The sequence below is a fragment of the Ruegeria arenilitoris genome (genome assembly GCF_013032445.1).
GTDB lineage: Bacteria > Pseudomonadota > Alphaproteobacteria > Rhodobacterales > Rhodobacteraceae > Ruegeria > Ruegeria arenilitoris_F.
The window spans coordinates 1-17094 of the sequence record NZ_WQCA01000024.1; the positions used below are offsets into that span (position 1 = coordinate 1).

10 protein-coding genes and 1 pseudogene are annotated in these 17094 nt (G+C 60.8%); 8 read left to right on the forward strand and 3 right to left on the reverse strand.

Features of this window, described 5'->3' with window-relative positions; genetic code table 11:
- Window positions 1-187 precede the first annotated feature (187 nt).
- Entirely contained in the window at window positions 188-1048 is an 861-nt protein-coding gene (locus tag GOW98_RS22100; RefSeq protein ID WP_170336146.1) for a LysR substrate-binding domain-containing protein, read from the reverse strand.
- Window positions 1049-1157: 109 nt separating this feature from the next.
- Here GOW98_RS22100 and GOW98_RS22105 point away from each other — a divergent pair, with 109 nt between their 5' ends.
- The 6 genes and pseudogenes from GOW98_RS22105 (at window position 1158) to tcuA (ending at window position 11960) form a co-directional block, all read left to right on the forward strand.
- The gene (locus GOW98_RS22105) at window positions 1158-2702 is read left to right on the forward strand and encodes a trimethylamine methyltransferase family protein (RefSeq protein ID WP_170336148.1); all 1545 of its coding nucleotides are present in this window, start codon (window positions 1158-1160) and stop codon (window positions 2700-2702) included.
- Entirely contained in the window at window positions 2699-3988 is a 1290-nt protein-coding gene (locus GOW98_RS22110; protein ID WP_170336150.1) for an aspartate aminotransferase family protein, read from the forward strand. The genes GOW98_RS22105 and GOW98_RS22110 overlap by 4 nt, the downstream gene beginning before the upstream one ends.
- Window positions 3985-6396 (forward strand): GcvT family protein, encoded by a 2412-nt coding sequence (locus GOW98_RS22115; protein ID WP_170336152.1) that lies wholly within the window; start codon window positions 3985-3987, stop codon window positions 6394-6396. The genes GOW98_RS22110 and GOW98_RS22115 overlap by 4 nt, the downstream gene beginning before the upstream one ends.
- A complete protein-coding gene (locus tag GOW98_RS22120) occupies window positions 6393-8804 on the forward strand; it encodes an FAD-dependent oxidoreductase (RefSeq protein WP_170336154.1) in 2412 nt (803 codons plus the stop codon). The genes GOW98_RS22115 and GOW98_RS22120 overlap by 4 nt, the downstream gene beginning before the upstream one ends.
- A 4-nt stretch (window positions 8805-8808) precedes the next feature.
- Window positions 8809-10488, forward strand: a complete 1680-nt coding sequence (locus tag GOW98_RS22125; protein ID WP_170336156.1) for a thiamine pyrophosphate-binding protein — start codon at window positions 8809-8811, stop codon at window positions 10486-10488.
- Window positions 10489-10505: 17 nt separating this feature from the next.
- Window positions 10506-11960 (forward strand): annotated as a pseudogene (tcuA, locus tag GOW98_RS26385) (FAD-dependent tricarballylate dehydrogenase TcuA).
- Between the two features lie 130 nt (window positions 11961-12090).
- Here the strand turns inward: tcuA and GOW98_RS22135 are convergent.
- Complete coding sequence (locus GOW98_RS22135) at window positions 12091-12858, reverse strand: helix-turn-helix domain-containing protein (protein ID WP_170336158.1); 768 nt, start codon at window positions 12856-12858, stop codon at window positions 12091-12093.
- A gap of 121 nt (window positions 12859-12979) precedes the next feature.
- Here GOW98_RS22135 and GOW98_RS22140 point away from each other — a divergent pair, with 121 nt between their 5' ends.
- Window positions 12980-14581: an ABC transporter substrate-binding protein gene (locus GOW98_RS22140; RefSeq protein ID WP_254438125.1), complete on the forward strand. Its 1602-nt coding sequence runs from the start codon at window positions 12980-12982 to the stop codon at window positions 14579-14581.
- Between the two features lie 72 nt (window positions 14582-14653).
- Window positions 14654-16129 (forward strand): M81 family metallopeptidase, encoded by a 1476-nt coding sequence (locus tag GOW98_RS22145; protein ID WP_170336160.1) that lies wholly within the window; start codon window positions 14654-14656, stop codon window positions 16127-16129.
- Between the two features lie 5 nt (window positions 16130-16134).
- Here GOW98_RS22145 and GOW98_RS22150 read toward each other — a convergent pair whose 3' ends face one another.
- A complete protein-coding gene (locus GOW98_RS22150) occupies window positions 16135-17043 on the reverse strand; it encodes a LysR substrate-binding domain-containing protein (protein ID WP_170336162.1) in 909 nt (302 codons plus the stop codon).
- Between the last annotated feature and the right edge of the window lie 51 nt (window positions 17044-17094).

The window sequence follows — 17094 nt, forward strand, 5'->3', positions numbered from 1 at the left end:
GCACGCCTTAACAGAACTGCGTTCGATCTGACAGCTAGGGACGAAGTTTGCGACAGAACCGTGAGGGCGGAAACGATTCTTCGCGCGGCTCAAAGGTAGTGCTAAAAAAAGATCATTTATGCGCATTAAGGGTAGGTGAGATTAAGATTTATACAGTTCCGATGCGGTTGAGGGCCGCGACATTGAGTTAGTTTGCAAGCCAGTCCACGACCTGTTGCACCTCTCGTCGGGCGGGATTGGTACCTCGAACTTCGATGAAATAACCATGCGTCGGAGGGATTTCCTCATTGAAAAGCCGAATGACCCTGCCCTCGGCGAGGTCCTGGTTAATCAGCGGCAGCCAGCCGATCACGATCCCGTGCCCTTCGGCTGCGCCGCGCAAAAGGGCGTTTGCATCCTCGAAGATCGCACCGCGCAGCCGGTCCGCGACAGGGACATTCATGGCGGAAAACCAATCCAGCCATCCCCAGTGGTTCCTCTGGTGCAGCAGGGGCAAATCTAACAAGTCTCTTGGGTGCTCAATCGGCCCATTCGCGGCAACAAAGGCCCTTGATGCAATAGCAACCGGGCTGAGTTCCAGCAGTTTGATCGCGTCGCCCGACGCGTATGCCATCCGATTCCAACGGATCACGATGTGGATGTTTTCCCGAGCGGTTGTTCCGGGTTCGAAGGTTGGCAGAACCTCAAGCTCGATATCCGGGTGAGAGTCCCAGAATTCACTGATCCTTGGCATCAGCCATCGCGCCGTAAAGATGGAACCGGCCGCCAAACGAACCACCTTGCGGGGGCGGCGGTGAAGTGCGCGCACGGCTTCATCCAGTATCCCAAAGGCCAGCCGGGCAGCATCCGCAAGCCTCTCGCCATCTTCTGTCAGCGTGACTTCACGTCCGCTGCGAACAAAAAGCTTGGTACCAAGCTGATCTTCCAAGCCGCGAATGTGGTGGCTGATTGCCGTCGGGGTAACCGACAACGCCTTGGATGCTGCGCGGAAACTGCCCAGACGGGCGGCTGTTTCAAAGGCGCGCAAGGCGGGAAGGGAAGGTTTCATGCCAAGCCTATTGTGTAGTTTTACTCATCTATTGATGAGGATGATGCCTTTGTAAATGAGGATTTGGTCTGGAAAAGTGGCTTTGACGAAAAGCAAATTTCATGCCCAGATGGTCAAGCCCAACCGCCGCCGAGGTCGAAAAGACCGACTGAAAGATGCCACCCAGGACCAAAACGCTCTGCCAGTCTGGCCGGGTGTGATGGGTGGTCGTCTCAAGCCGCTTTCCGCGGATGAGGTGGCGCTGGTCGAGGACTCGGCCTTTTTGCTGCTGGCAACGCTTGGTTTGACTCAGGCCATTCCGTCGATGACTGACAAGGTACTTTCGGCGGGCGGGTCGGCGACGGAAGACGGTCGTTTGCTGTTTCCCCCCGATCTGGTTCGGTGGGCCATTGACGGGGCGCACCGCGGTTTCACGCTCTGCGGACAAAAGCCTGATCGAGATCTGAAGATCGAAGGGCCGCGTGTGCATATGTCGACCGGCGGAGCGGCGCCGGGCGTGTTCGACCTTGATACCCACGACTATCGCGACTCGACGTTGCAGGACCTCTATGATGCGGCCCGGATCGTGGATCAGATGGACAATATCCACCATTTCAGCCGGTCGGTTGTGGCGAGGGACATCGAAGACAATGCTCTGATGGACATCAATACGGCGTATGCCTGCCTGGCGGGCACGTCCAAGCATGTGTCGATTTCGATCACCGAGCCGCAAAACGTCTCCCGGATCGCCGAGCTTTGCTACTGTATCGCAGGCGGCGAGGCCGCGTTTCGTGACCGTCCTTTTCTGACGGTCATGGTTTGCCATGTGGTCCCGCCGATGCGCTTTGCTGAAGAAGCCTGCGAAGTGCTGGAACTAGCGATCAGGGCAGGTTTCCCCGTTCAGTTGATCAGTGCCGGTCAGGCCGGGGCGACCAGCCCGGCGACGATTGCCGGATCGTTGGTGCAGGCGGTGGCGGAAACTCTGGCCGGGCTGGTTTTTGCGCGTCTGGTCGATCCCGAGGTCAAGGCGATCTTTGCGCCCAAGCCGCTGGTTGCCGATCTGCGTACCGGCTCGATGAGCGGCGGCGGCGGCGAACAGGCCATTCTGATGGCGGGGGCCGCGCAGATGGGGCGGCATTGGGATCTGCCTACCAGCTCGATCGCCGGGATCACCGATGCCAAGCGGCTGGATGCTCAGTACGGGGCCGAGAAATCGCTGGCTGTGACCATGGCGGCTCATGCGGGTTCAAACATCGTCACCCAGGCAGCCGGCATGATGTCGAGCCTTCTGGGTGTGAGCCACGCCGCCTATGTCAGCGATAACGATCTGCTGGGCAACATTCTGCGCACCATTCGCGGGATCGAGGCGACGCCCGAAAACATCGCGACGGATGTCATCGCGGATGTGTGCCGTGGGGAGGGCCATTATCTGGGCGAAATGCACACGTTCAGCCGGATGAAGTCGGATTATTTCTATCCGGAAATCGGCGACCGCCGGGCGCCGCGCGACTGGCAGGAACAAGGCGGCCAAAGGATCGGGGATGTGGCGCGCGAACGCGCGCGTGAAATCCTGAAAGTCCACTTCCCTGCGCATATCCCTGATCACATCGATCACACGGTGCGGAGACATTTCGACATCTGCCTGACCCGGGCCCAAATCGGACGATCTGAATGAGCCATTCTGACCTCAGCGCGCGCGCCCGCGCGGCCCTTCCGGGTGGTGTCAGCCACGAACTGCGCTATCGCGATCCGCACCCCGTCTACATTGAGCGCGCGCAGGGGGCTGAGAAATGGGACATCGAGGGCCGGCGTTATATCGATTTCAAGATGGGCAGCGCCAGCCAGATGCTGGGGCATGGGCATCCTGCGATCGTCGAGGCGATCAGAAAGCAAGCCGGACAGGCAATTTTCAGCGCCGACTGCCACGAGGCTGAAATCCTCTGGGCCGAATGGATCAATCGGCTTTACCCCTGTGCCGGGCGAACGCGGTTTACCGCTTCGGGTAGCGAGGCGACCATGCTGGCCGTACGTCTGGGTCGCGCGCAGTCCGGCAAGGATCATGTGCTGCGGGTGGACGGGCATTATCACGGTTGGCACGACCACGTTCTCAAGGGCGCGAAGCCTGGAACCCTTCAAACTGAATCGCTGGGGGTTCCGGAGGCTGTGAACGAGTTGATCCATGTCTGCGCGGCAGAGTCCAAAGCGATGGAACGCGCCCTGCAGGACGATCGCATCGGCACGGTCATCATCGAGGCTTCGGGGGCCAATTACGGCTCGGTGCCGCTGTCGACCGAGACGTTGCGGGCTTTGCACGACGTGGCACGGGCGGCAGGCGTGGTGCTGATCTTTGATGAGATCATCAGCGGGTTCCGCTGGTCGCCCGGCGGGCGGCAGGCCCGTGATGAAATCGTTCCCGACCTGACGACACTGGCCAAGATCGCCACTGGGGGTTTGCCGGGCGGCGCGGTCTGTGGTCGGGCCGAGATCATGGAATTGATGAATAACTCGACCGCCCGTCAGGGCATTGCGCCAGCGGTCAGCCACAAGGGCACGTTCAATGCCTCGCCGTTGGTGGCCGCCGCAGCCTGTGCCGCGATGCCGTTGCTGGCAAGCGGTGAGGCGCAGGCCCAGGCCGACGCAATGGCGGCCCGGATGCGCGACGGCATGAATGCCGCGTTGTCGGATCTGGGCGTTGCCGGGCTGGCCTATGGCGACAGCTCGGTCTTTCACGTGTTCTTTGGGCGCGACAGCATAGACGGCCTCAGCCCGGCTCAGATCCGCGGGATGCCTAAAGGGACGGTCAAAGCTTATCGCGACGGTATGTTGGCGCGTGGGGTGGATATGATGTCCTACACTTCGGGCCTGACCTCGGCTGCCCATGATCCGGACCTGATCGATGAGGCGCTGGAGGCGTTTCGCGCCACCCTGTCCGACATGATCCGTGACGGAGCGCTGCCATGACTCTGCCGTCCCATGCCCGCACAATTGTGATCGGCGGTGGAATCATCGGCTGCTCGGTCGCTTACCATCTGGCCCGTCAGGGGCGCAAAGATATCGTGGTGTTGGAGCGCTCGAAACTGACTTCGGGCACCACCTGGCACGCCGCCGGTCTGGTGCGCCGCCTGCGGTCTTCGGCGACGCTGACCAAGCTGATCAACTACTCGATCGACCTTTATGGGGAGTTGGAACACGAGACCGGCCAGGCCACTGGCTGGATTCAAACCGGGTCGCTGACACTGGCGACCAACCCGGATCGGTTGACCAATATCAAACGGCAGGTTTCATTGGGCCGCGCTTTCGGGCTTGAGGCCGAGGTGGTCGATGCCAAACGCGCAAAAGAGCTGTGGCCGCTGATCGAAACGGATGACGTGATCGGCGCGGTCTGGTCCCCGGCGGATGGTCGCGTGAACCCCTCGGACGTGGCGTTGGCGCTGTCGAAAGGCGCCCGCGCCCGAGGTGTGCAGATTTTCGAGGATACCGCCGTCACCGGATTGCAGAAAACGGCAGGGCGCGTCTCGGGCGTTGAGGTGGGGGACCATGTGATTGCCGCCGATGAGGTCGTGATTGCCTGCGGCCTCTGGTCCCGCGAAGTGGCGGCGATGGCAGGTGCGCATATGCCGCTTTATGCTTGCGAGCATTTCTACATCTTGACCAAACCGCTGGCCGAGGTGCAGGCGCTTGGCAAAGGGGCCCATCTGCCGACGCTGAACGATCAGGACGCGTTCCTCTATGCCCGCGACGATGTCGAAGGATTGCTGGTGGGGTGTTTTGAACCGCACGCCAGGGGCCTGTCTCTGGACCGTTTGCCCAAGGATTTCAGTTTTGATCTGCTGGACGAGGATTGGGATCACTTCATGCCCATGATGGAAAACGCCCTGCGCCGGATTCCCGCGTTGGACCGGGCCGAGGTGCGGATGCTGCTCAACGGGCCCGAAAGCTTCACCCTCGACAGTCAGTTCATACTGGGCGAAAGCCCCGAAGTTCCGGGTCTGTTTCTGATGGGCGGTATGAATTCGACCGGGATTGCGCTGGCCGGGGGGGCGGGCAGGGCGATGGCGGAATGGATCATCGCCGGCGCGCCGACCATGGAACTGAACGAGGCCGATATTCGCCGGTTCAGCCCTGAGATGAATGTGCTGGCCGCATTGGAGGCCCGCATCCCCGAAGTGCTGGGCCGCCATTACGACAACCCCTTTCCGGGCCGTGCGATGGACAGTGCGCGGGGGCAGCGCCGCTCGCCCATTCACGTCGGGCTGGTGGCAGCGGGTGCACAGTTCGAGGCGCGCGGCGGCTGGGAACGGGCGGTGCATTTCGGCGGTGAAGCCGCACATCAGCCGCTGAACTTTGGTGCCCCGCCCTGGCGTGATCAGGTTGCAGCGGAGGTCGAGGCCTGCCGCAGCGGCGCGGCCCTTCTGGACCAATCTGCGTTCGGCAAGATCATGGTGCAGGGGCCGGATGCTTGTGCGTTCCTCAACCGCCTCTGCGCGGCGCAGATGGACCTGCCCGAGGGGCGCATCGCCTACAGCCAAATCCTGAACGCACGCGGTGGTATCGAAAGTGATCTGACCGTGCAGCGTCACGGACCAGAGGCCTATTTGCTGATCACCGGCGCGGGCGAAGTTGTGCGAGACCTCAAGCATATGCGCGAGATCCGGGGCGATTTCCGTGCCGAGTTCACTGACGTGACCAGCGGTTATGCCATTCTGGGCCTGGCCGGGGCCAGGGCGCGCAGCGTGTTGCAGGCGACCACGAACACGCCGGTTCCTGACCTGAAACGCTTTCAGTTCGCACCGGTCGAAATCGACCTTGCACGCGGTTGGGCAGGGCGGCTGAGTTTCACCGGCGAAGAGGGGTATGAACTGTATATCCCCGCCGACATGGCCATGGCCGCGTATGAGGCGCTGCTGGACGCTGGGGCCAGCCATGCCGGTCTTTATGCCAGCAGCAGCCTGCGTATCGAAAGCGGGTTCCGCGCCTTCGGGCACGAGTTGACCCCCGGCACCACTCCGCATGAGGTCGGTCTGGACGCGTTCTGCGCCATGGGCACGGGGTTCGTGGGTGAAGACGCGCTGCAGGATCACATACCTGCGCGCCGGATCGTCTCGATGCTGTTTGATGATCCCGAAGCCATCCCGATCCATGACGAGCCGGTCTATTTCGCGGGGCAGGTCGTCGGGCAAGTCACTTCGGCCGCCTGGAGTTACCGGTTGGGGCGCTCTGTCGCGCTGGCGATGATCTCGGGCCCGCCAGGGTTCTTTAGCGAAAAATCCTCGACCGCGGATGGTACATGGGGGGTTGAGGTGGAAATCGCCTGCACCCGTTACACTGCCCGCGCCGCGTTGAAACCCGCCAAAGAGGCGTTCCAATGAGTGGCACGACCCGCACCACACAGGTCGCCATCATCGGCGGCGGGATCATGGGTGTCGCCGCCCAGTTCCAGCTGGCCGAGAACGGCTGGACCGACACGATCCTGTTCGAAAAGGCCGAGCTGACCAGCGGGTCGACATGGCACGCGGCGGGCCAGATTGCCCATGCGGTCGGCAGCCGGATCGCGGGCTGGATCAACAAGACCTCGATTGCGACCTACAAGCGTGTCGAGACGGAAACCGGACAGAGCATCGGCTGGCACGAGGTCGGCGGGTTTCGGATCGCCACCACCGACGATGAGGTCGACTGGATGAAGTCGATCATGGGCGTCGGCAAGCTGCTGGACCTGCCGATGGAACTGGTCGGGCCGGACGAGGTGGCCAAGGGCAATCCGTTTTACAGGACCTCTGACATCAAGGCTGCTGTGCACACCTTTGAAGACGGCCACATAGACCCGTCGGGTGTCACCATGGCGCTGGCCGCGGCCGCTCGTGCGCGTGGGGCCAGGATTGAGCGGCACAACCGGGTTACCGGGGCGTCGCGCAAGGGCGACATGTGGCTTCTGCGTACGGAAAAGGGGGATGTGCTGGCCGAGCATGTGGTGATCGCCGCGGGTTCGTACGCCAATCAGGTGGGGGAATGGTTCGGGTTGAAAATCCCCTCGGTCTCATGCCTGCACCATTATCTGGTCACGGATACGGTGCCCGAGTTTCTGGATCGCCCCGAACTGCCCGTCATGCGTGACAATGCGTTTGGCGGCTATATCCGGCAAGAGCAGAAATCGGGCCTGATCGGGATATATGAGGGCCATGTCTGCCCCACGGTTTGGGAAATGCCGCAAGGCGCGCCCTGGGCCGCCGAGAATGAGCTGTTCGAGGCGGATTACGACTCGATTGGCGATTTCCTGATGGTGGCGTTCGACAAGATGCCCATTCTGGCCGATCTGGGGATCAAGCGTGTGGTGCGCGGGGCAATCACCCATACTCCGGATGGGGGTATGCTGGTGGGGCCGTCGGGTGCGCCGAATGTCTGGCTGTCCTGCGGGTCGTCCATCGGGCTGGCCTGGGGCGGCGGGGCCGGCAAGGTGCTGGCCGACTGGATGGTGCATGGCGAAACCCAGATCAACACCCGCGGCATGGACCCGCGCCGCTATGGCGAATTCAGCACCGATCATTTCATCGTCGAGCGCACCAAGGACGAATTCATGCGCCGCCATGACACGCCGTGCCCCGGCAAACAGTTCAAAAGCCTGCGCCCGCTGAACCGTCACCCGCTGTATGACCGGCTGGCCGCAAAGGGTGCGGTGTTTGGCGAAGTGGCAGGCTGGGAGCGCCCCCGCTATTTCGGTCAGATCGGCGAGGTCGAACAAATCGGCTGGGGGCATCAGAACTGGCACACACACGCCATGGCCGAGGCCAGGGCCACGCGCGCCGCCGCCGGTGTGATCGACCTCTGTGCGTTTGCGCAGTTCGAGATCACCGGCAGGGATGCTGGGGCCCTCCTCGACCGGCTGTCGGCCAACAGAATTCCGACCAAGGACGGGCGGATCAGTCTGAACCACCTGCTGACCCCAAGGGGCAAGTTCGAGACCGAGATCACCATTTGGCGCATCGCCAGGGATCGGTATTTTACCGGTTCTGCCATCGCGCGGGCCAACGCTGATTTTAACTGGATCAGGTCCCATATCCGACCCGGTGAAGACGTTCAGATGATCAACTGCTCAACTAATTGGGGGATGCTGGCCCTGTCAGGTCCAGCCGCGCGCCGGATCATGGCCGAGATGACCGAAGCCGATCTCGGCAACGCCGCCTTTCCCTGGCTTTCGGGTCAGGAGATCACCGTGGCGGGCATCGCCTGCTACGCGTTGCGCGTGTCCTTTACCGGTGAGCTTGGGTGGGAGTTGCATGTGCCATTGGACCGGATCGGCACGCTGTATGATGCGTTGTTCGACGCTGGCGCCAGGCACGGGCTGATCGATCTCGGCTCTTACGCGTTCAATGGGATGCGGATGGAGAAGGCCTATCGGGCGAGCGCTGAACTGACCACGGATGTTGGCCCGTTTGACGTTGGGTTGGACCGCTTTGTGCGCGCCGAAGGGCGAGATTTTGTCGGCAAAAACGCTCTTATGGCCCGCGATCCGGACTGGCGGCTGTTTTACGCGGAACTTCATGCGGATGACATGGATATTCAAGGCGGTGAGCCCGTGTTGCTGAACGGGACGCCCGTTGGTCTGACCACCTCGGGCGGGTACGGTTACACGGTCGGCAAGTCGCTGGGCTGGCTGTTCGTGCGGGCAGGTACGCCCCGCGATGGGTTGCGCGTGCAGATTCTGAGTCGCGCAATTCCCGTGACCGTCCATGACGACGCAATTTTTGACCCACAGAACCTGGCGCAAAGATCCGAGGATTAGACCCATGACCCAAATTACCGGCGGCGAGGCCGTCTATCGCGTGCTCAAGGCCAACGGGATCGACACTGTGTTCGGCCTGTTGGGCGGCTCAATGCTGGAGCTGTACGACGCCATGTATCGGGGCGGTGAGGTGGCCTATGTCGGAGCGCGAGATGAGCGCGCGGCGGGTCACATGGCGGATGCCTGGGCGCGGACGACCGGCAAACCCGGCGTTGTGCTGGGCGCGCAGGCCGGGCCCGGCGTGGTCAATATCGTCACTGCCGTGGCCGAGGCGCAATTGGCGTATTCCCCGATGGTGGTCATTGCCGGCGCCATCACGCGGGCCGATCAGCACAAGGACACGTTCCAGGAGGTCGACCAAGTGGCGCTGTTTGCTCCGATCTCCAAACGCTCGGTCATGGTCAGTGACCCGTCCCGACTGGTGCCGATGCTGGAGGATGCAATCCGGCTGGCGAATGCGGGCCGACGCGGGCCGGTGGTGTTGCATGTGCCGCGCGATCTGTTTGCCGCCAAGGTGCCGGTGATCGATCCGACCCCCGTGAACATCGCGCGCCCGGGGCCTGCCGCTCCGGAGGATGTCGCCGCGATGGCTGAACTGCTTTCCTCGGCAAAACGTCCGTTGATCTTCGCGGGCGGAGGCTTCAAATGGGGCAGGGGGCGCTTGGCTCTGACCGCCTTGGCCGAGACGTTGGAGGTGCCCATAGTGGCCTCGACCGGTCATGCTGATGTGATGCGCCACGGGCACCCGTGGTTTGCCGGGCAAGCTGGGCCGCGCGGCAATCACGTGGCCAGTCGCCTGACCAAAGAGGCCGATGTGATGGTCGTGTTGGGCGCGCGGCTCGGGTTCAACTCGACCTTTCACAGCAATGAATATGTCGGTTCCGAGACGCGGATTGCACATGTGGATGTCGAGGGTTCTGCAGTAGGGCGTTATTTCCCGGCAGAAATTGCAGCCCAAGGCGATGCGCGCCTGACCGCCGAGGCGCTGACAGACGCCGCGTCCAAACCGGATTGCGGGTCTTGGCGCGATGCATTTCGTTCCGACATGGACACCCTCCGGGCTGAGCGTGCCAGGGAAGCCGCGATCGAGACCCTGCCCATGCATCCCCGCCGCGCCTTGGGCGAGTTGCGCGATGCGCTGCCTGAAAACGCAATCGTCACGCTGGACACCGGCAATACCTGCCTGCAAGCCGCCGATCGGCTGGCGCATTACGAGCCCCTGTCGCTGATCACGCCGTTGGACTTCGGATTGGTCGGGTTCGGTCTGCCGGCGGCCATCGGCGCCAAGGCCGCAGCCCCCGACCGCCCAGTCGTCGCAGTGATGGGGGACGGCGCGTTGGGGTATACGATGATTGAAATCCAGACTGCCATTTCGCATGATCTGCCCATCGTGATCGTCGTTCTGGATAACGAGGCCTGGGGCGCCGAGAAAGCCTATCAGCAGGAGTTCTTCGGCGGACGCCTTTTGGGGGCCGAAATTAAATCTCCCCGCTTTGACAGATTTGCGGAACTTTGTGGCGGTAAGGGTGTTTGGGTCGACGGCCCCGGCGGGTTGGGACCAGCTGTGCGCAAGGCAATATCCTGTAAGGAAACGACGGTTATCCAAGCCAATATCGACCCCGGCGCGCTGATGACGTTGCGCAAAGACCTTTTCAAGGCACCGCAGGAAGGGGCAAAAGCATGACCACCTGAGACACTATCGTGATCGGTGCCGGAAACGCCGCGTTTTGCGCCGCCCGTACCGCGCGCGAAAAAGGTGCAAGCGTCCTGATGCTGGAATGCGCGCCCAAAGAGGAAAACGGTGGCAATTCCCGCTATACCGCTGGTGCCATCCGCTTTGCGTATGACGGGGTCGACGACATTCGCGCGCTTTGCCCCGACCTTTCGGGGGACCAGATCGTGATCACCGATTTCGGCACCTATACCGAGGAACAATTCTTTGACGACATGTTTCGCGTCACTCGATTCCGCACCGATCCGGCCCTGTGTGAACGCATTGTGCGGTCTTCACGAGAGACTATGCACTGGATGCGTTCCAAGGGTATTCGGTTCATGCCGATCTATGGCCGCCAGGCTTTCAAGGTCGATGGGCGCTTCAAATTCTGGGGCGGTCTGACTTTGGAAAGCTGGGGCGGTGGTCCGGGGCTGGTGGACGCCTATACGGAAATCGCCAAAGCATCGGGCATCGAAATCCGCTATGACACCCGCGCCGTCAAACTGCTGACGGACGGCCATGCGGTGACGGGTGTGAAGATGCGCCATAAGGACCAGTTGGAGAATATCAGCGCAAAGCCGGTTGTTGTTGCCGCAGGAGGGTTTCAGGCCAGCCCCGAGATGCGCACCCGTTACCTCGGCCCCGGCTGGGAAATGGCGCGCGTGCGCGGTTCGCGTTTCAACACCGGTGAGGGCCTGAAGATGGCGATGGAGATTGGGGCCTCGACCTAAGGCAACTGGTCTGGGTGCCACGCTGTTGGCTGGGACTATAACGCACCCGAATTTGGTGATCTGGATGTTGGCGACGGGTTCCAGAAACACTCTTATCCATGGGGTATAATGGTCAACGCGACCGGGCGGCGCTTCGTGAACGAGGGCGCGGATTTTCGCAACTATACCTACGCCAAATATGGCCGCGTGATCCTGAACCAGCCCGATCAGTTCGCCTGGCAGATCTTCGATTCCAAAGTCACGCATCTGTTGCGCGACGAATACCGGATCAAGCGGATCACCAAGGTGACTGCGCCAACGCTTGAGGCGCTCGCCGAAAAGCTTGAAGGGGTTGATTCCCGGACGTTTTTGCACGAGATCAAATCCTACAACGCCGCCGTGGACACAGACACGGTTTTCGACCCGAACGTCAAGGATGGGCGCGGAACCAGGGGCGTGGACATTCCCAAATCCAACTGGGCCAACACCATCGAACAAGGCCCGTTCGAAGCTTATCAGGTCGGCTGCGGCATCACTTTCACGTTCGGCGGTCTGCGCATTGATCCTGAGACGGCTCAGGTGCTGGACAACGGCCTTGCTCCGATTCCCGGGCTTTTTGCGGCAGGTGAACTGGTTGGGGGTGTTTTCTTCTTTAACTACCCCGGAGGAACCGGATTGATTAACGGGTCCGTTTTCGGACGATTGGCGGGGTCCAGCGCGGGTGACGCGTGAGGCTTGCGCATTTTCGCTTGGATCTTGTCAGACGTGTTCGAAACGCCGTCTAACAGACCAGTGATGCTGTTCGATCAGCCCGTACACAGCGCATGGTCGTCAATTAACCCCAAAGCCTGCGCCACACCCGTCATTCGGACGCGTGCAGGAGGTGTTGCCGGATCTTGGTGTCCACCCTGGCGCTTTGCAGGTCGACGATACCGCTTTTCGAGAACAGCTCTCGGACAGAGCGGTAATTCTCGGCTCGTTTCCAAACAACAGGAGAGGAGGTCGGTTCCCGTCCGGATAACGACGCCAGATAAGACATGGTTCCGAACAACAGCTTTGACTTGTCGCGATGTGGCTTGTTCAGAATGTACAGGCTGAGGGGCGCGTCCGGACCGCGCTCGGAATCGACGACAAAAACCTGCCCCGCGCGGAATGCGGCTTTGCCGTTACATCTTGTCCAGCGGCGCGTCGATGACTTCCCTTCGCTCAGCGCTTCGACGATCCGGCTGTAGACCGTCCCATTGCGCTCATCCAAAAAGGCCACGTTGATGATGACTTTGGCCGGATCGTTGGGGGCGCGAAAGAACACCTGATAAGACCCCAAAAAAGCCCGCAGCCGTTGAAGATCCCCCGGGAACACATCGATCAGTGGGTCGCGCCGCCGGTCTGCCTCGGTTTTCGCTAACTGAGTGGTGTGGCGACGCAGCTCTGCGGGATCGCCCAGCAGGATATGCTCGCCCACATCGAAGAACCGGCTGATACGACGCAAGTTGTTGGGCGAGGGCATGCTGCGACCGTTGAGGTATTTGGCGAATTGCTGATGGTTGATGCCAATTTCCCTGCAAACGGCGGCCACCGACGGGTAGTCGGCACAAAGGTGACGCAGGTTTGCAGCTAAATCCTGATGCATAAGCGGTTGAGCCCTAAGTCGCGTAAACTCGCTAAAGAAAGCATAATGTGGCGTTATTGTTAAGCCTAAACTGGTGCGTGATCTTGCGGGCAACAGAAGGACACCCAGGGGAGGTCAATCAATGGATAAGTTTCAATACGTGCGGCAGATGGAACAGCGTCTGCAATTGCGTCAGGTGGATCGCCGTCAATTCATGCGTGGTGTTCTGGCCACCGGCATGACCGTCAGTGCAGCGACGCTTTTGGCGGATCGCGCGATCGCGGCGACGCCCCAAAAAGGCGGAAGCATGATTGCCGGGATCGGTCACGGCGGGACGACCGAGCAGCTCAATCCTGGGCAGATCTCAGCGGGTTTTCTGATCCCGCTTAGCCTGGGCATGAACGGCTTCCTGACCGCGATTGACGCGGACAGCAACGTGCAGCCATCGCTTGCGAAGTCTTGGGAGGCATCGCCGGACGCGTCGGTCTGGACCTTCGAACTGCGCGACGGGGTCGAGTTCCACAATGGCCGCACGGTGACGACCGAGGACGTGATTGCCTCGATCAATTTTCACCGTGGTGAAGGTTCAACCTCGACCGGGGCGCCTCTGCTGGCCGGTGTAAAGGACCTGCGTGCAGACGGGCCACAGACCATCGTTTTTGAACTTGAAGGCGGCAATGCGGATTTCCCGGCAATTCTCAGCGATTACCGTTTTGCCATCCTTCCGGCCGATGGTGACAGTATTGACTGGCAATCCGGCATTGGCTGCGGAGCCTATCAACTAAAGGATTTCCAGCCGGGGATCTCGGCGGATCTGGCCCGTCACGTGAACCACTGGAACCCTGATGTCGCGCATGTGGACGAATGGAAACTTCTGGTGTTGCTGGATACAACCGCACGTATGGCGGCACTCTCGGCGGGGTCGGTCGACATTGCGGACAAGGTTGACCCCAAGACGGCCAAATTTGTCTCGCGTGATCCAAACGTTACGCTGCATTCGGTTGCCGGTACGCAGCATTATTCCTTCCCGATGCTGACCAATGCCGCGCCTTTTGACGACAACAATATCCGCCAGGCGATCAAATGGGGCATCGACCGGCAGGAACTGGTTGACAAGATTTTGCTGGGTTATGGCGAGGTCGGCAATGACCATCCGATCGGGTCTGGTCAGAAGTATTTCAATGCCGAGCTGGAGCAAAAGACTTTCGACCCGGACAAGGCCAGATACTTCCTGAAACAGGCTGGATTGGACTCGCTGGATGTCGAACTCTCGTCTTCGGATGCCGCTTTCCCCGGCGCGGTGGACGCGGCGACGCTGATTTCGAACTCGGCGGCGAAATGCGGGATCAACGTTTCCGTCAAACGTGAGCCCAATGATGGCTATTGGTCCGAGGTCTGGACGAAAAAGCCCTGGTGCGCCAGCTATTGGGCCGGGCGACCGGTCGAGGATCTGATGTTCTCATTGGCGTTCCAATCCGGTGTGGCGTGGAACGAATCTCTCTGGTCGCATGAGAAATTCGACAAGATTCTGGTTGAGGCTCGGGCTGAGCTGGACACCGACAAGCGCCGCCAGATGTATGGTGAGATGCAGGATATCGTGGCCAATCAGGGCGGTGTCGCGATCCCGATGTTTGCCTCATACGTCTTTGCCACGCGCCCAAGTGTCGGCACGCCCGAGAAATTCTGCTCGAATCTGGATTTGGATGGAAGCAGCTTTATGGAGCGTTGGTGGAAAGCCGAATAGCGCGATAACATCGCCAGGGATCAGAGGATGGCTCTTGCAGTCGTCCTCTGACGTGTTGGGGACAGGAAATTCATGAAACTTTTCATTGCCACTTTGTCGACCGAGACAAACACGTTTTGCACCATGCCGACCGCGATGTCAGGTTTTGAGGATTATTTCCTGCGCCATGGTGCGGCGACCCAAGAGCCGCCAAACCTAATGACCGAGGCACTGCATGTGTGGCGTGATAAGGCCGAAGCTCTGGGCTGGCAGGTCATCGAAAGCCTGACCGCTGTAGCGGAGCCCGCCGGGCCGACCACGCGCAGTTGTTATGACGCGCTGAGCGGTGAGATTCTGTCTGATCTGGCAGAATGTGGCGGGGCAGATATCATCCTGTTGCAGCTTCACGGCGCGATGGTGGCCGAGCATATCGAGGATTGCGAGGGCGACCTTCTGGCCCGCGCGCGCGCCTTGTGTCCGGAGGCAACGATTGGGGTTTCGCTGGATCTGCATTCTCACCTGACGGAAAAGATGCTGGAAGCCAGTGATCTGATCGTTCATTTCAGGGAATATCCGCATGACGATGCAACGGCCTGTGCGGTCGAGTTGTTCGATCTGGCCCGGCGGGCACATGCGGGCGAAATCACGCCTAAGATGGCGTATTTTGATACCCGTATGGTGAACCTCTATCTGACCAAAGCCGGGGCGATGAAAGATTTTGTGACTGAGATGGCCGCGGCTCAGCTCGGACCCGGCGTGCTGTCGGTTTCACTGAGTCACGGATTTCCCTGGGCAGATGTCGAAGATGTTGGCGCGCGGATGCTGGTTATTACAGATGACCAACCACATCTGGCCGCGCAAATCGCCGAGGAGTTGGGCCGGCGCTTCTTTGATCAGCGCTACGAGGTGACCACGCGGTATCTGCCAATCTCCGAGGCTCTTGAACAGGTTGGCACGCGTTCCGGGCTGTGTGTCCTGGCCGATATGGGTGACAATTCCGGCGGCGGTGCGCCGGGCGATGCTACCCACTTGCTGAATGCCATGATGGCGCACGGAATGACGAATTTTGCCAGCGGCCTGTTCTGGGATCCCGGAGTGGTGCGTATTTGTCAGGACGCGGGCATCGGCAGCCGATTGACGCTTCGGCTTGGTGGGAAAACGGGTGTGGTTTCGGGCGACCCCATCGACCTGACCGCACAGGTTATGAACATTCAGACGGGCCTGGGTCAGCATCTTGGCACCGGTCTTGAACCCATGGGCACCGTGGTCTGGTTGCGCCTGGAGGGCGATATCGACCTGCTGGTCAACGACCTGCGCGTTCAGGTCTACCACCCTGAAGCCTTTGAGCAGATCGGTATCCGGTTGGCCGAGAAATCGGTGGTGGCGGTGAAGTCCCTGTTCCACTTCTACGGCACGTTCAGCCAAATCTCGGATCACATCCTGCAGGTTGCCAGCCCCGGCGGCACCCAGCCGGCGTTCCACAACCTTGCACTGACCAAACGCAAGCTGCCGTTCTGGCCTGCGGTGGCGCAGCCATTTGCGGATGAATGCCTTGCGGATGCCGGATAGCGGTTTCAATCGACGGTCCGGGCGGACAGAATCCAATCGCGGACAACCTCGGCCTCTGGCGTCAGGGGGCGGGACTTGGACCAGACCAGATAAAACCCCTTTCCGGTTCTCCACGTCCATTCCGGCCGCGCCGCCAGGATACCTTGCTGAACCAGTGGGCCGACAATGTGGTGCCAGCCGAAGGCAAACCCTTCGCCCGCCATTGCCGCCTGCAGAACCAGGGCATAGTCGTTCAGGCGCAGACCACTGCGGGGCGTGACCTCGGTGATGCCGAACTCGCGGAACCATTGATCCCACGAGGGGCGTTCGCGGATGGGTTCTTCCAGATGAATGAGACGTTGGTTCAGCAGGCCCGGCACACTGCGCAGGGTCACTGCCGCAGCCATGACGCGGGGCGAGGCAACAGGGTAGATCACCTCGTCCGATATCAGCCGCGCCTCGCAATCCGGCCAGTTGCCATCGCCTAGCCGCACCGCAAGGCTGATGGTTTCAACGGTCAGGTCCGGTTCCCGGTCACTGGACTGCAGGCGCAGGTCGATATCGGGGTGGTTTTGCTGAAAAGACGCGATGCGAGGCACCAGCCAGTAATTGTTGAACGCCGAAGAGGCGCTGAGCGTGACGTGATCATTGCTGGCAAACTGCCGGATCGAGGCGGCGGAATGTGACAGCATCTCGAAGGCGCGGGTGACGTCGGCAAACAGACGAGTTCCCGCATTTGTCAAAGTGATCCGGCGATGGCTGCGCCGAAACAGCACAACACCAAGCGATGTTTCAAGCTGCTTAATTGAAGCACTGACCGCCGGTTGCTGCACGTTAAGCTCCTGCGCCGCTCGCGTGAAAGATTGCAGGCGGGCGGCGGCCTCGAAGACGACCAGATGGCGGGGTGACCCCAGTTGCTTCCAGAGTTCTTGCATAATCTGTGTTTATGCAAATCATACAATTTTTCAAGCGTCACAACGCTGTTT

What these genes read in the sequence shown, in the direction of transcription:
- GOW98_RS22105 (WP_170336148.1), top strand. Translation starts at nt 1,158, where the DNA reads ATGGTCAAGCCCAACCGCCGCCGAGGTCGAAAAGACCGACTGAAAGAT.
- GOW98_RS22100 (WP_170336146.1), bottom strand. Translation starts at nt 1,048, where the DNA reads ATGAAACCTTCCCTTCCCGCCTTGCGCGCCTTTGAAACAGCCGCCCGT.
- GOW98_RS22145 (WP_170336160.1), top strand. Translation starts at nt 14,654, where the DNA reads ATGAAACTTTTCATTGCCACTTTGTCGACCGAGACAAACACGTTTTGC.
- GOW98_RS22115 (WP_170336152.1), top strand. Translation starts at nt 3,985, where the DNA reads ATGACTCTGCCGTCCCATGCCCGCACAATTGTGATCGGCGGTGGAATC.
- GOW98_RS22140 (WP_254438125.1), top strand. Translation starts at nt 12,980, where the DNA reads ATGGATAAGTTTCAATACGTGCGGCAGATGGAACAGCGTCTGCAATTG.
- GOW98_RS22120 (WP_170336154.1), top strand. Translation starts at nt 6,393, where the DNA reads ATGAGTGGCACGACCCGCACCACACAGGTCGCCATCATCGGCGGCGGG.
- GOW98_RS22125 (WP_170336156.1), top strand. Translation starts at nt 8,809, where the DNA reads ATGACCCAAATTACCGGCGGCGAGGCCGTCTATCGCGTGCTCAAGGCC.
- GOW98_RS22110 (WP_170336150.1), top strand. Translation starts at nt 2,699, where the DNA reads ATGAGCCATTCTGACCTCAGCGCGCGCGCCCGCGCGGCCCTTCCGGGT.
- GOW98_RS22150 (WP_170336162.1), bottom strand. Translation starts at nt 17,043, where the DNA reads ATGCAAGAACTCTGGAAGCAACTGGGGTCACCCCGCCATCTGGTCGTC.
- GOW98_RS22135 (WP_170336158.1), bottom strand. Translation starts at nt 12,858, where the DNA reads ATGCATCAGGATTTAGCTGCAAACCTGCGTCACCTTTGTGCCGACTAC.